This window comes from Alteromonas sp. BZK5, from assembly GCF_014349115.1.
GTDB classification, from domain to species: domain Bacteria; phylum Pseudomonadota; class Gammaproteobacteria; order Enterobacterales; family Alteromonadaceae; genus Alteromonas; species Alteromonas macleodii.
This window is the reverse complement of record NZ_JACSOE010000015.1, coordinates 44273-59807: the sequence shown is the minus strand read 5'-3', so window position 1 is coordinate 59807 and position 15535 is coordinate 44273. Positions and strand designations below refer to the sequence as shown.

Annotated in this window: 12 protein-coding genes; 5 read left to right on the top strand and 7 right to left on the bottom strand. The window is 43.9% G+C overall.

Features of this window, described 5'->3' with window-relative positions; genetic code table 11:
* The first annotated feature begins 43 nt into the window (after positions 1-43).
* Positions 44-529: a glutathione peroxidase gene (locus BIZ39_RS06470; RefSeq protein WP_061094989.1), complete on the top strand. Its 486-nt coding sequence runs from the start codon at positions 44-46 to the stop codon at positions 527-529.
* 174 nt (positions 530-703) lie between these two features.
* The gene (locus BIZ39_RS06465; RefSeq protein ID WP_187446623.1) at positions 704-1744 is read left to right on the top strand and encodes a 2-hydroxyacid dehydrogenase; all 1041 of its coding nucleotides are present in this window, start codon (positions 704-706) and stop codon (positions 1742-1744) included.
* Positions 1745-1838: 94 nt separating this feature from the next.
* Here the strand turns inward: BIZ39_RS06465 and BIZ39_RS06460 are convergent, their stop codons facing one another.
* Entirely contained in the window at positions 1839-2585 is a 747-nt protein-coding gene (locus BIZ39_RS06460; protein WP_039232909.1) for a methyltransferase, read from the bottom strand.
* Between the two features lie 15 nt (positions 2586-2600).
* Positions 2601-3362 (bottom strand): Nif3-like dinuclear metal center hexameric protein, encoded by a 762-nt coding sequence (locus tag BIZ39_RS06455; protein WP_061485870.1) that lies wholly within the window; start codon positions 3360-3362, stop codon positions 2601-2603.
* A 230-nt stretch (positions 3363-3592) separates the two neighbouring features.
* Here BIZ39_RS06455 and BIZ39_RS06450 point away from each other — a divergent pair, with 230 nt between their 5' ends.
* Positions 3593-3940 carry a hypothetical protein gene (locus BIZ39_RS06450; RefSeq protein WP_061485869.1) on the top strand — a complete coding sequence of 116 codons (348 nt, stop codon included), beginning with the start codon at positions 3593-3595 and terminating at the stop codon, positions 3938-3940.
* Positions 3941-4115: 175 nt separating this feature from the next.
* On the opposite strand, the gene BIZ39_RS06445 is transcribed toward BIZ39_RS06450, so the two are convergent.
* The 4 genes from BIZ39_RS06445 to BIZ39_RS06430 all read right to left on the bottom strand — a co-directional run bounded on the left by BIZ39_RS06445 (position 4116) and on the right by BIZ39_RS06430 (position 11370).
* Positions 4116-4739: a TetR/AcrR family transcriptional regulator gene (locus BIZ39_RS06445; RefSeq protein ID WP_014949468.1), complete on the bottom strand. Its 624-nt coding sequence runs from the start codon at positions 4737-4739 to the stop codon at positions 4116-4118.
* A gap of 101 nt (positions 4740-4840) precedes the next feature.
* Positions 4841-5887, bottom strand: coding sequence for a protease SohB (gene sohB, locus BIZ39_RS06440; protein ID WP_014976551.1), 1047 nt, complete (start codon positions 5885-5887; stop codon positions 4841-4843).
* Positions 5888-6006: 119 nt separating this feature from the next.
* Positions 6007-8529, bottom strand: a complete 2523-nt coding sequence (locus tag BIZ39_RS06435; RefSeq protein ID WP_187446622.1) for an acylase — start codon at positions 8527-8529, stop codon at positions 6007-6009.
* A 240-nt stretch (positions 8530-8769) separates the two neighbouring features.
* Complete coding sequence (locus BIZ39_RS06430) at positions 8770-11370, bottom strand: VolA/Pla-1 family phospholipase (protein WP_061094983.1); 2601 nt, start codon at positions 11368-11370, stop codon at positions 8770-8772.
* 320 nt (positions 11371-11690) lie between these two features.
* On the opposite strand from BIZ39_RS06430, the gene BIZ39_RS06425 reads away from it, so the two are divergent.
* A complete protein-coding gene (locus tag BIZ39_RS06425) occupies positions 11691-12434 on the top strand; it encodes a YciK family oxidoreductase (protein WP_061094982.1) in 744 nt (247 codons plus the stop codon).
* 96 nt (positions 12435-12530) lie between these two features.
* Here the strand turns inward: BIZ39_RS06425 and glnS are convergent, their stop codons facing one another.
* Positions 12531-14198: a glutamine--tRNA ligase gene (glnS, locus tag BIZ39_RS06420; RefSeq protein ID WP_061094981.1), complete on the bottom strand. Its 1668-nt coding sequence runs from the start codon at positions 14196-14198 to the stop codon at positions 12531-12533.
* 296 nt (positions 14199-14494) lie between these two features.
* Here glnS and BIZ39_RS06415 point away from each other — a divergent pair, with 296 nt between their 5' ends.
* Positions 14495-15517, top strand: coding sequence for a LacI family DNA-binding transcriptional regulator (locus BIZ39_RS06415; protein ID WP_014949462.1), 1023 nt, complete (start codon positions 14495-14497; stop codon positions 15515-15517).
* Positions 15518-15535 lie beyond the last annotated feature (18 nt).

Below are 15535 nucleotides of genomic sequence, written 5' to 3'. Positions count from 1 at the left end.
AGAGTAACAGACTTAACAACAACAAAAATATAGGAAAATAATTTTGGCGCTCTATGAACACGCTATTACGTTGAACAACGGTGAACAAACTACCCTTGAACAATACAAGGGTAAGGTATTACTTATTGTTAATACGGCAAGCAAATGTGGCTTTACTCCTCAATATGAAGGACTAGAGTCGCTCTATAAAAAATACAACGATAAGGGCTTTGAAATTTTAGGATTTCCCTGCGATCAGTTCGGACATCAAGAGCCAGGTAGCGACGAAGATATTGCGCAATTTTGTAGCCTTAATTTTGGCGTTTCATTCCCATTATTTAAGAAAACAAATGTAAATGGTCCAGATGCCAATCCGCTCTTTGAGGAATTGAAAAACGAAGCCCCCGGTCTTCTTGGCACAAAACGTATAAAATGGAACTTCACTAAGTTCTTAGTTAATGCTCAAGGCAAGGTGCTAAAACGTTATGCACCTACTGTAAAACCAGAAGCCATTGAGAAAGACATCGCTAAGCTTTTATCAGCGAATTAGTACGCTTTGCAGTTTAGATAGCCGCCGGCATGGCGGCAGTGAACGAGCGTTTTGAAATATACCTAATGCGTAAGTGCTCAATACATCCCACTAGATTTATTGATCTACATCTATGTAGTTTGAATGTGAATGTGGTAATTTTTTGCCGTCTAAGTGACTTAACTGGGTACTAAAATGAATACCTCTGCACGTAAAAAAGCGCACGATAACCTCAGCGACCAACAACACAAAAACATCGCTTTTTTTAGTACTCGCTCTTATGAACACGCTCTGTTTTCTGAATTGCTGGAAACATTAAACGGTGCTAGTGACAAAACCATCAATGCCACATTTTTTGAACACCCACTGAACGCTTCAACCGCAGCGAGTTGCAGTGGATTCAGCGATGTTGTTGTGTTTGTAAATGACGACATTAATAGGAAAACCATTGAAGTTCTAAAACACTGTAGGGTTAAACATATTGCGCTTCGCTGCGCTGGCTTCAACAATGTTGATGTGGATGCAGCAGCGAAGGCAGGTATCACTGTAAGCCGCGTACCCGCTTATAGCCCTGAAACCGTAGCTGAACATACAATTGCGCTAATCCTTACGTTGAACCGAAAAACACATAAAGCATACAACCGAGTACGCGAAGGCAACTTCAATCTTGGAGGATTGATGGGCTTTACGCTTCACGGTAAAACCGTAGGGGTAATTGGCACAGGAAAGATTGGGCAAGCTGTTATTCGCATACTATTGGGGTTTGGATGTCATGTGCTTTGCTTCGATCCGCATCCAAATAGTGATGTAACCGCAATGGGAGCCCATTATGTAACGCTAAATGAACTACTTGAAAAAAGCGTTATCGTTACCCTGCACTGCCCGCTCAACGAACAGAGTCATCATATAATCAATGCTAAGAGTATTGATAAAATGCCTCAAGGCGTCATGCTAATTAATACGTCAAGAGGCGGACTCGTCGATGACAATGCCATTATTAAAGGGCTTAAGTCGAAAAAAATTGGATATTTAGGGCTAGATGTCTACGAAAGAGAATCCGAACTGTTTTTTAACGATCATTCACAAGACATAATTCAGGATGATATTTTTCAGCGCTTAACTACGTTTCCGAACGTTTTAATAACGGGCCACCAAGGGTTCTTCACGCTCGAAGCCTTAGAGGAAATCGCAAAAATCACGGTCAATAATATTATGACGGGTGAGAACGCGCTCTAAGGCGACACTACAACTATCTACGTATTAGCGCGCTCATAACCCTATGTAGTCCGTCACGTAAATATCCCAAGAAACTCTTTTTTACTGGCTTTTTCTATTTCTCTTTTTCTAGAATCAGCTGAAAATATTTTCCTAACCAAAGGTAAGGCGCTTGCCTATGATACTGCCGCTCTAGCGCAAGTAAGTCATCAAATTTGCTGCTTTGATGGGTTATATCTCGCATGTAATCATGGAAACAACGAATGCCTGCTTTTTCGATAATTTTGAAACCCAATGATTCACAATGTTCAACCACGCGGGTTGCACTTAACGGCTGTTTTGGATTCAGTCTAACTTGCTTTTTAACTTTCATCCCTTTCGCGATGTAATCAAAGTTTCCGTAGATAGCATTGGCAAACAAATTCGCATCTTGGTTGAAAAAGCTTAGGCTTAAACGGGACCCTGGCTTCATGTTCTTATACATAAAATCGATAGCATCAAAGGGTGCATCCAGCCACTCTAAAACCGCATGGCAAATCACTAAATCAAAACTGTCTAAATCCTCAATCTGCTGCAAATATTGATGCCTAATTGTAATATTTGGTGCATCTGCAAGCAGTGTCTCAGCTTGTTTAAGTACATCCTTCGACGCGTCAGTTAACACAACAGAATGCCCTTTAGAAGCAATATGCGCTGTCATTACACCTGTCCCCCCGCCTATTTCAATAGCGCGAACAGGCGTGGTTAAATAAGGCTCGAGAACATCACATAATAAGGTGTGCCTGAGCTTTCCCTTAGTAGTGCCATATATATTGCTTGAGAATTTTTCTGCAATACCATCGAAGATACGATCGTTATTCATATACTACAGTCTTCGCTAAGCAGGATTGTCAATATCAATAAACTCGACAGGCACGTCGAATTGCTGCCCAATGTGCTCTCCTAAGGATTTCACACCGTAGCGTTCAGTAGCATGATGACCAGCAGCAAAAAAAGTTATCCCCATTTCCCTTGCCGTGTGTACAGTTTGTTCAGACACTTCTCCGGTAATAAATGCATCGACGCCCAGTTCAACCGCTTGTTCGATGAACCCTTGTCCACCTCCCGTGCACCAAGCAAGCTTCGATATAGGTTTTGATACAGGCCCCTCAATCAGCACGTCTCTCCCCAGCAACTTCTGTAATTTAACCTGTAACGCTGCCCCTTCAATTTCTTCTTCAAAATTTCCGTGCATAACAACGCCAACAGGCTTCACACCGCTCACTGCACTTATATTTTGAATGCCTAATAGCGATGCAAGTTGTCGGTTGTTGCCAAATTCAGGGTGTACATCCAGTGGAAGGTGATAAGCAAACAAATTGATATCATTTGACAGTAGCGCTTGAAGGCGGCGCTTTTTCATGCCCGCAATCACTTGTGACTCACCTTTCCAAAAATAACCATGGTGAACAATTAGCGCATCTGCCTTAGCTTCTATGGCGGCATCAACGAGTGCTTGTGACGCAGTTACACCGGTAACTATCTTCTCAATTTTACTTGCGCCCTCTACCTGTAATCCATTGGGGCAATAATCACTGATCTCGCTAACCCTTAACATTCCATCAAGATAATTTTGTAGTTCTAGGCGGGTAATAGACACAAGTCCTCCGGTTGAAAGTTAGACAAATTGTTCAAAAAACGTTATAAAAAGACGCGAACGTTTAGCATTATACCTGTAATTAGACAATTATGAGTGGTGAGTAGATCCAATTTTAGTTTTGCGACACTTGCTGGCTTGGTCGTTACGCTGGGCGAGTTTTTCTCAGCGTTATAGCAATTACATACGTCGCATAGCGTTCGTCATCTTAACAAAATAAAGAGCAAAAAAGCATGGCAAACTTAGACAAAGACGAAGTGATAGCAGCATTTACCGAAGCTTATGAAAAGGCGAACGGCAAAGCACCGTCTATTGAGAGCAAAAGTGGTTGGTACAGTGTAGATGGCGGTAAGAACGTCCGTTTAGCACAGCTTCAAGAAATGACAGCGTCGTTAGCTTCTGGCTCTTCTGACGCCACGAGTGAAAGCGAAGAGAAAAAAGCGCCAAAGAAAGAGGCAAAAGCCGCAGCGAAACCAGCGAAGAAAAAGGCACCTTCATCCAAAAAGTCAGGATTTTCGGTAAAGGATTTCTGGGCAGAAAAGCTCAATGCAGAGGCGCCTGGCGCAACCCTTCCTCGATAATTTTGCATAACCTGATTCAATATCTAGTTTAGCTACTGGTGTAAAAACGCAATAAATGTCGCATACCGTAAGTGTCGTTGAGGCACTTATGTTATGTGACCCCTTCACTATTTATTATGAAATAATAATAGCTTACCACTCTTTCTCAACTGAGTATTTAACGAGCGCGCTTGAATTATTTGCCTGCTAGCCCTTGGGCTACGAATGGAACTAGGTGCTGGATAACTTCTTTTATATCTACATGCTTGTGAAAGTCAGACTCAGCTATTTCTGTTAGCGCTTGGCTCGACGCCATTGAAAATACAAAACTTCCCATCGCAAAATGCAAGCGCCAGAATAGTTCTTCCTCAGGTAGATCAGGAAGACAACGCCTTATAGCGTCGACAAGTGCACGGATACAATCACCGTAATCATTCATTAAGAACTTACGCAAATGCCCCTGAGTTTCGTTGTAGCCTCGTCCTAGCAACTTAACAAACGTAGAAGTACCCTGCTCTGAAATGGTGTTGAGGTTAAGCATAGGAGGGATCAACGAATACAAGAGTTGCTCAACGCCCTTCGCACCTTCCATAGGTGTCAAAGACGCCAAGCAAGACTCTACCTGCGGCATTAGGTGATCAAAGTACCTTTTAAACACGGCTTGAATTAAATTCTTCTTACTGCCGAAGTGATAGTTCACCGACGCCAAATTCACTTCTGCTCTGGCAGTAATCTCGCGCATGGATGTTTGAGTAAACCCGCTTTGAGAAAATAAGTATTCTGCCGCATCTAATATATCGGTTTTAGTATGCCGTGCCATATTCTTTTTATTATCTTTTTGTAGGTTAAAAATTTAACGTATGTCTGTGTTAACAATCGTTTTATCGGTCCTGAATTATCAACACAAACAAATTGTCGCTATTAAAACCAGTGACGCGCTTTGCTCATTGATTTCATAAACACGCGCTCAACAACATTTGCTGCAGACATCCCCAGTTTCTCTGCTACATTTTTCTTCACAGCATACTTAACACTAAATATTTCGCGTGCGGGATAATGAGAAAGAATATAGTCATCTGAGGTTGTGATGTCGTCAATTAAGCCAAGCGACTTAGCTTTAATACCTGGCCAATACTCGCCTGTGGCGACTTTATCGATGTCCATATCTGGACGCTGGCTTTGAACGAAGTCTTTGAACAGTACATGAATCTCTTCAATTTCTTCTTTAAATTTCGCGCGACCTTCATCGTTGTTCTCACCAAATACGGTTAGAGTACGCTTGAATTCACCAGCGGTGTGTTGTTCAAACTCAATATCATTTTTCTTCAATAGTTTATTGAAGTTAGGCAACTGAGCTAAAACGCCTATGCTGCCAATGTAAGCAAATTGAGACGCCAGTAATTTGTCTGCAACACAAGCCATCATGTAACCACCGCTTGCCGCCACTTTATCTACCGCAATCGTTAGTTTAAGACCCTTTTCCTTGATACGCTGAAGTTGAGACGCTGCAAGTCCATAGCCGTGTACAACACCCCCACCACTTTCAAGTCGAACCAACACTTCGTCTTCTTTATTCGCTACACATAAGATAGCGGTAATTTCTTCTCGTAAGTGTTCCACTTCATTGGCGTCCATCGAACCTTTAAAGTCGATGACATAAAGACGGGACTTCTCAGACTCTTCGCCCTGTTCTGTGATTTTGGCTTTGTTTTTTGCTTTATTTTTAGCTTTCGCTTCTTTTTTCTGTTCCTTGGCTAATTTCTTTAACGCATTTTTATCTAACAGAACCTGTTTCGCGTAATTTGTAATGTCTTTCAACTGCTCAGAAATAGACACGATCTCAAGTTGCCCTTTCCCATGCTTTTGCTTACTCGCTAAGCCAACAATGGTAGATACAACCACAATAATAGCGATAACTAGCGTTACTGCCTTGGCAACAAACAAACCGTACTCGTACAAAAACTCCAAACTTTACTCCTAGTAAAATAAACGGGTAAGCGTCGTTGTTTACCCACAACGTAAATAGCGGCCTTGCTTTGTGAAAAGCAACGCCGCTTTGCTAATTACGTTATAATACCAGTCTCATCTTATTCTGACGATAGGGTAACTTGCTCTATCTTGTTAGCCTCTATCTCCTCGTCAGTAAAGAAGATATCTCTTAGCGTAGGCTGCGTAGAATAAAGCTGAGTTTGGTCTAAGAAGTGTTCACTGCCATACTTGCGAGATTGTGAGTAGGTCAGAATACCCCGTCCCTTGGGGCCTTCATCAGTGAAGTTAATAACCATAGCCCAACTGGTGCCATAGTTAATATGGTAGCCTTCAGCTTCTGCACTCATTATGGTGTTACTATTCACAGGCTCGTAGTTATGACGTGGAAGCAACGTACCGTTCCTGTTGCTTATAACGTCAAACACGTTAAAGCCACCTTCAATATTGTGTGCACCAGCCCATGGTAGTTTGATACCAGACGCCGTGCCATCTGGCAGGCTTCGCTCAACAAACTGAACGTCCCCTAGCGGCGCGTCAAATGCGACACCAGCTTGCTCAATCACTTGAGTTGCTCTTGCCAATTGTTCAAGAGTAACGTCATTTTGCAACAAGCCAGAAGGCGTAGTGACTGGTGATTCTAGTGAAAACGGCGTTTCCCACTGTGGCGCTTGGTTAAACTGGAATGCAAACTCTCTAAACACGTGTGCACCAGTACTTGTAAGGTTCATGGTGCCATCCCAATCCTCCAACGCAGCGCAGGCTTGTGAAACATCAACGCTAGTTCCGTCTACATCTACAGGTGTTGAACCTTGCGCGGCGCATAGCGAAAGCAATGAAGGCAAAATATTCTCTGCTAAATAACTTCTGTTATTAAACAGTAAGCCTTCCACTTCATCTGGCGTAAAGGTTCCGTCACTTCCCGCTTCGTTTTCAATAAACTGTTGACCCATTCTTGAACGTAGTGTTTGTTGATATTCCACGCTACCAAATAGCGGATTGCTTACAACAATTGGTGAGTTTAAATTCGTTAACCAATAGCTGTCGTTCGAGTTTTGAACTGAATCCGTGCCCTCGTACTTAGGCGCTTCTTCGTATGGAACGGGTCCTTCGAAATCAAACTGCGAAATGTTACCCGGTAATACGGTAAAGCCGGCAGCTGCTTTAGTTTGAATAAGTAACGGGTTAGTCGTTAGTTGCTCAATTGCGGTTTCGGTTAGATTCGGCACGGTTGAATCGTCAATGTAGAAGACTTGACCATCATCAGAGGCAGCCATTGTATTATTGAAAATAACACCGTCGTAATCTTTAAACGCCTGCTTAAACTCGTCCATGGATGTCGCCATATTCATGGCAAGCCAATGGTCTACAATATCGAAGTTAGGCAGATTTGCGTCTTTTATGGCAAAGGCATTATTACCATTCCAATCAAAGTTACCAGGCACTTCAATCATTGGACCGTAGTTGGTGTAATACGCGGTCTTATTAAGCTTAATGGTTTGCCCTCCACCCACTGCGACATCAATTTGAAGTGGCTTTTCATAGATGGTGCGTCTGTTGCCATCAACCATATGGGTAAGGCCAGATTCATCATTTTCGTCGAGGGTCAGCTGATACACAACAAAATGTTCAGCCGTCGAGAAGGTGTGTGTCCATGCAACGTTTTCGTTAAATCCAATATTTACTGCACCAGGCAATCCCATCAACGAGCCACCTGTTACATTCAAGTGTCCGGGTACTTGAGCATGGAAATTCCAAAAGCGTAGGTTTCCTGTGTGAGGAAAATGCGGATTGCCTAAAACCATACCTTTGCCATTGGTCGTTTTATCGCTGCCTAACCCCCAACCATTAGAGCCCATTTCTTGAGGATTTTTTTCGGGCAGACCTACCGTTGGTGAAATCTTAAAGGTAGAAGCAACGTCACTTGAGGACACAGCTGGAGTAGGTAGATAACTCTCACCTTCAGGCGCTGCAATAAACATAGGTCCTAAGAAATTAGCGGCCCCAGGTAATAGCGCCACGCCTAATGAGTACGTTAATAGATCCACACTATCAATTTCAGTGACCCATGGTTGGCCAGCACAGCTTTGATCTTGTTCTTCTACAGGAGTTTCAGCTAAGTACCGGTTGTATCCAGCAGTGTAGCCTTGAAACATTGCACGTGAATTAGCAGACAACCGAGGTAAGTTCTCTTCTGCTAACTCTCTAATACCTAGAGTAAGAAAACCGAAATCGTTAATAAGGTGCTCTGAATCACCGCTACCAGGTACAGTATCTGGACCAAAATACTTAGCTCTCTCAGAGTTATACTTAACAATCTGGTCGGCCAGTACGCAAAGGTTATCGCGTGCAAACGCATAACCCACACCGTAAGCCATACTTTCTAGGTTATCGGCTTTCACATGCGGAACGCCATAGGTGGTCCAGGTAACATCCGCGGACAGTGTACCGTCAGGAGAAAATGCTGGAATTGGTGCTGGTGTTGGTTCGGGTGTCGTAGGCGTTGTGGGCGCTGGTTGTTCTACGTTAGAAAAGTCGTTATCGTTATCGCCACACGCACCGAGAAGTGCAGTGAGTGATAACGCAATAAGCGTCCGTTTAGCGTTAAAGGTGTTGTCAATCATCTCAAATGTTCCCTAATGATAAATGAAAAAGGTCAACCACTCTTACCGCACGCGTCTTCAAAGCGGTGTTAATTACAGTATAAGTAAAACTGATCCGACCTGAATTCACACTACATTAACAAATGAAAACATTCAAACAACATTATAATTTTTCTACAAAAAAGCCGGCAATAACGCCGGCTTTCTTTCTATAAAATGTAAGCAGTTGTAACGCTGCCCATTGGAGTAAACTACCCTTGGCTAGTTCGCTACAACACTTTCATCAGAAATTGGCAGTACAAGTGCGTCAGACGCAATATAACCCGCCACTTCTTTTTGCATTTCCGTTGTTACCGCTGCGCTCGCCGCTGGGCTTAAGCTAGAAGCATGAGCACCACTATTGAACTGTACAATTCCGCTAATTGGATCTGTACCAGGACCTTGCGTGGTTGTCACTTGCTCTAAGCCAATGGTCGCTGCCAGAGGAAGCTGACCTGACAATGGTAACGCTGTTGAAATTGGAATAACTTGATCCGGAAGGTTCGCGTCGCTGCCATCACCCACTACCGTCATCATATGAACTGGCGTATTGCTACCCAGTGTCTGAGCGTAGTTAGTAGGGTCACCTGCATCCATTACCGTTTGCGCAGCAAAAGCAAACTCTGCAAATACTGCATTTACTTCGGCAGCCTGCTCAGCAGTAAGATTTTCTTCAAAAATCGCTACCGCTGCGCGAAGTTGTTCTTCGCTCACATCAGTAGATTCATACAGCTGATTTAGCAGGGCAACAAACTCTTCAGAAGCCTGAGACAGCAACAGACCTTTGATAAGTGGACCAAACGCGGCTGACTCAATTAGGAACTGAGCAACACCGCCCCCTGGAGACTCAAGAGAAGCTTGCTTGACAGCAAACATGCCATCAAGTGCTGCTAAATCGCCGCCCATCGACGTGTTTGCCACTGAAGCAAAATTACCACCAGTGATAGCGCCTAGAGACACACCCATAATCGATACACGTGACATATCAAACTTAACATTTTGCGCTGCTGTGGTATCGACAACTGCGTTTAGTCCTAAACGTAGACCAAGTAAATCTGACACGCTTTGGCGTAGATTGTCGCGAGCCGTAGGCAAGCTAGCAAGGTTCATATAGTGAGTTGCGCTAACCGTAGTCGCGTTCAGTTCGTCTGTACCGTCGCCATTAAGGTCAAAACCGCGGCTACCGTGTAATGGTTGGTCGATTGCTACTGAAGCAATACCTGCTAGAGACAGTGTACCTGTAATGGCAAGCATATCTTCTTTTTTGCTGGTAATGCCGTGCGCTAAAATAACCACTGGCCAACCGGCTTCAGGCATGCTGATTGCTGGAAGATTTAACGCTTGAACTACGGCAGGATCGGGTATAGTTACTTGGACATCTAACGTTTCTGTACCCATGTTTCCGCCAGTAGGCTGTGGATATGGGTTGAATTTAGTAATGTTTCTTGCGCTATCTAACATTTCGCCGTTAATACGAACGTCAGCAAGGCCTAGTGAAGAACACATTGCTGCATTAGGACCTGGCTCTGCGTCTGCAAGTAATTCTTGAGGAGCACCAGCTAAAACAATACCGCTGTCACAAGCTGCCTTCCAGAAATCATTTACTGGAGCAAGTGGGTTCTCTGCACTTGGAACACCCAAGAAATAAGGCAATGCAATATTACCTTCATAACGTTGAGCTGCACAGAATGGACCGGCTTGCGCTAAAATGCCCGTAGAAACACCAACAGCAAATTCGTTTAGCGCACCCCATTGAGCAGAAAGTTGACCAGACGCCGTACCCGCAAGTCCTGCACAAGTTTCTAACAAGCTGAAATCAGTCGCGTCAATCGCTGCTTGAATATCATCAGGTTGACCTTGTTTACCCTGCTCTACTGCGCCAGCTACAACAGTAGCGTTTACAAGACCAAGTGCTTCCATGGCATTAGGCGCTGCAGATACATCGCTTACCGTGATTGCAGGTAGTGCAGTTGGAGCGGACGGGTCACCACCAGCAGCCAGTTGTGCAAAACGGCTAATCATGACCTTCTTGATGGTATCAAGCGAGTTGGCAATAGACTGTGTGGTGAAAGCTGACACGTAAGTAATGTCTTCACGGTCGAAACCCGCACCAAGCACTGGATTAACTAACGAATTAACTAAGCCTTGTAATTGAAGCTGTGCTGCACTTGATAGAGGGTTAGTGTCGATGTCTTGTCTTACTGAGTCCCACGTAGTTGAGCCCTGAACCGATTTGCCAGAAGAGTCTTTCAAATCAGTGGTCATTACTAACATGTAGCCCTGGGCTGCTTTAAGCGGCTTAAGAGGAACAAAAGTGATTGTGTTGCTATCAGCAAGGCTGAGTACGTAATCAACACCAAAGGTAAGTTGATCGCCAAGCTTACAACCCGCAGAAGGTGTTGTAACCTGCGCACAGTCAGGATCACTTTGGTCAAGACCTAACGTTGCTTCAAAAAGCAACACGCCAGAAGATAATGTACTTGCATCAAGCGATGTGCCGGCAGGTGTTTCTACATTGATTACAAACGGGTGTTGAGTTGACCAACCGTCTAACACGTTGAGTGCATTTTGCGGGTCAGCAAAATCTGTAGGGTCATCGACCGGAATATTCAGTGTGTAATCAAAGAAACCATCATCGCCTGGAAGCATAAGAAGGTCGTTTGGAATGTTCAAGTTCCCATTAGCTGGGTCAAAAACGATTCGTGAAAATGGTGTTTGGACTTCTGTTTCGGCCTGAATGTCGGAAAGGGTTTCATCGGAGCCACCACAGCCTGCTAGACCCAGCGCAAGGGCCACACTGGAACTTAATACGAGTTTTCTCATCTCTACTCCCTACAAGCATTGTTGTTATTCTGTGTCTAAAACTTAACTCTATTAAAAGTAGCTTGGTCTACCCTGTCTTTACAGGCGTAGATGATAGTTTTAAACATGTTAGACCAGTTGTATCTTCCTCAATCTTATTGACTTTGTTGCAACTTTGCAAAGTTTTGTTAACTACTTTTGTTAACTTTTTTTACGTTTGAAGAAATTTTCATTCATTGTTTTACTTGTGAGTCAGGCTGAGTATGATCTGGGGTTTGATTCTTAATTGGGTCTACAGGCCCCAATCATTGCGATATAAATGAACCTTTTGAAGGAAAATGATGAACGATTACAACGCACCAGCGGATTTATTGCGCGATAAAGTTATTCTTATCACCGGGGCTGGCGATGGAATTGGTGCACAAGCCGCAAAAACGTATGCTGCACATGGCGCTATTTGTATTTTATTAGGCCGCACCGTGTCTAAACTTGAAGCTGTGTACGACGACATTGTCGCAGCAGGTGGTCAAGAACCCGCCATTGTTCCTTTAGATATCAAAGGCGCAACGCCCTCTCATTATCAGCAAATGACGCAAACCATTATTGACCAGTTTGGCCGATTAGATGGTGTTCTTCACAATGCGAGTATTTTAGGCCACCTAAGTGCATTTAAAGATATTGATGCGCAAGAATGGCAAGACGTGATGCAAATTAACCTAAATGGCATGGTTTTCATGACACAAGCGCTTATTCCCGCTCTAGAGAAGGCAGAAAGTGCATCGGTAATTTTCACCACCTCTAGCGTAGGCAGAAAAGGTCGCGCATTTTGGGGAACGTACGCCGTATCAAAATTCGCAACAGAAGGCGTTATGCAAACCCTTGCTGATGAATATCGAAATAAGTCACTGCGCTTTAACTGTATTAATCCAGGTGGTACCCGCACACAAATGCGCGCTCAAGCGTTTCCAGCAGAAAACCCTGATACACTAAAAACACCTGAAGATATTATGCCTAAGTATCTTTATCTTATGGGCGAAGACAGCAAGGAAACAACCGGACAGTCACTTGATTGCCAACCAAAGTAATTAACGAAAGCAATGTTCCGTTAAACAAAAAAACCGCTTAAGCAGCACTTAAGCGGTTTTTTTATTTACAGCGCATAAATGGCTAAAGGCCAGTGCCTACTCGCCCATTTTGGCCCATGTATCTCTTAGACCTACAGTGCGGTTAAAGACCGGCTTGTCGTCTGTGCTGTCTTTATCTACACAGAAGTAGCCAGTGCGTTCAAACTGCCATGCTCCTACTTCAGGAACATTGTCTGCCAATCCGGCTTCTACCCAACCGTGTTTTACTTCCAACGAGTCAGGGTTAATCGCATCGGTAAAGTTCTCTTCCGCAGCTGGGTTAGGCACGTTAAACAAGCGGTCGTAAAGCCTAAACTCTGCTGCCTGTGCTGTTGCTGCATCCACCCAATGAATAACACCTTTAACTTTGCGGCCATCAGCCGGATCTTTACCTAGAGTATCCGCGTCATAAGTACAAAAAACGGTTGTTACATTACCATTTTCATCTTTTTCAACGCGATTAGCTTTAACCACGTAGGCGTTGCGAAGACGAACTTCTTTATCAAGCACTAAGCGCTTAAACTTCTTGTTCGCCGACTCTCGGAAGTCTTCTGCTTCTATATACACTTCGCGACTGAAGCCGATGTTACGCGTACCCATACTTTCATCGTTAGGATGATTTGGCGCAACAAGCGTTTCTGTCTGGCCTTCCTCATAATTTTCGATAACGAGCTTTATTGGATCTAGTACGGCCATTGCGCGAGGAGCATTTGCATTTAGGTCGTCGCGTATGCACGCTTCTAGCATGGACATTTCAACCATGTTGTCCATCTTAGTCACACCAATGCGTTTACAAAACTCAACGATTGAACCCGGTGTGTAGCCGCGACGGCGTAAACCTGCAATGGTAGGCATGCGTGGGTCGTCCCAGCCATGTACATGGTTTTCGTCGACTAACTGAATAAGACGACGCTTGCTTAATACCGTATATTCTAGATTAAGACGTGAGAATTCATACTGTCTTGGCGTGCAGTCGATAGAAATGTTTTCGATAACCCAATCATAAAGACGACGGTTATCCTGGAACTCTAGTGTACACAGGGAGTGCGTTATTCCCTCAATGGCGTCTGAGATACAATGTGTAAAATCGTACATTGGATACACGCACCACTTATCACCAGTTTGATGATGGTGAGCATGCTTAACGCGATAAATTACCGGGTCACGCATACACATAAATGGCGATGCCATATCAATTTTCGCACGCAGACTACACTCACCTTCTTTATATTCGCCTGCCGTCATTTTGGCAAACTCACTGAGGTTAGTTTCAACGTCTGTATCGCGATAAGGGCTATTTTGACCAGGCTCTTTAAGTGTGCCACGCATTTCGCGCATAACGTCTTGCGCTGAAAAATCTACATAGGCTAAGCCTTTTTCAATAAGTTCAACGGCGTATTGGTGTAGTTGGTCAAAGTAATTCGATGAATAGCGCGCTTCTCCGTCCCACGTAAATCCAAGCCATTGCACATCTTCCTTAATTGAATTAACGAAGGTAATGTCTTCTTTTGCAGGGTTGGTATCGTCAAAGCGTAAATTGCACGTACCTGTGTAGTCTTGAGCAATACCAAAATTCAAGCAGATAGACTTGGCGTGGCCAATGTGTAAGAAGCCATTCGGCTCTGGTGGAAACCGTGTTTTAATTGCGTCATGTAGACCACTAGACAGGTCTTTATCAATAATCTGACGGATAAAATTGGTCGGACGGTGTTCAGTCTCGGCCATTCGCTTGTTCCCCTTATGCACGTAATATTTCAAAATCTCGCTGAGTATAACACTCTCGCAATTACTTCAACCATGTTTTATTCAAAGAAGCCTGACAAGTGATTGAATTAAGAGCGATCTGCAAATACCTTCTAAAACTAAATGCAGTTATGACTTCCAAAATATAAATAAGCACTGACGAAATCGTAACTTTGCGTGGCATTTGAGCGACTGCGTCTCAAAATGCGCGCGTCATTATAAAAATATGGTAATCTAAATTCGCGACAACAAGGTCGTAGCAGCAAATCATGGTGTTTATGAAAGAAAAAGCAACCTCTTTTGACATTGCCCACTTGGCAGGTGTTTCGCAGTCGACGGTTTCGCGAGCGTTAAATAATAGCCCGCTAGTTAATCAAGAAACTAGAGATCGCGTTCAGCGTATTGCCCGGGAACTCAATTACAAAGTGGATAAAAACGCAAGTAACTTGAGAAAGCAAAAGAGCAGCACAATTGCCCTACTCTTGTTTGAAGATCCTACGTCCGATGATTCGATGATTAATCCGTTCTTCCTAGCGATGCTCGGCAGTATTACCCGCGCGTGTGCGCAAGCAAACTATGATCTGCTTGTGTCCTTCCAAAATTTAGATGATGACTGGCACGCAGAATATGAAGACTCAAATAAGGCTGACGGCATTATTCTATTAGGATATGGCGACTATACTGATTACCAAAACAAAGTCGCGCAACTTGAATCGCAGGGCACCCACTTTGTTCGTTGGGGTGCGCCAGATGAAGCCCACCCAGGGGTTAGTATCGGTTGTGATAACTATCAAGGTGGCCAAAGCATAACGTCACATTTAATTGGCTTGGGTAAAACTTCCTTTGCGTTTATTGGCGACAACGGCGATCACGCCCCTGAATTCAAAGCGCGTTTTAACGGTTATTTTGAAACACTTCAATCTCATGGGCTTGATCAGTCAAGTGTTCAACGCAATGCTATTTCGACTGAGGATGCGGGGTCAGAAGCGGTGAAATCATTGCTGCAAAGTGGCGAACTTCCCCAAGCAATTGTCTGCGCATCAGACCTTATTGCAATGGGCGTGCTTAGAGCGCTGCGCCAGGCAAAAGTGAATGTGCCTGATGATGTAGCCGTGGTTGGCTATGACAATATTGCGGTTTCAGCCTACACCACGCCTTCGCTCACCACTGTTCAGCAAAATACCAAACTGGCGGGAGAGTTATTGGTAAACACCTTATTAAAAGCCATTAACAACGAAGACGTTCAGGATTATTTAATGCCTGCGGATATTATTATTAGGCAGTCATGTGGCAGTGAGTAAGCGTGTGCAAATTACACG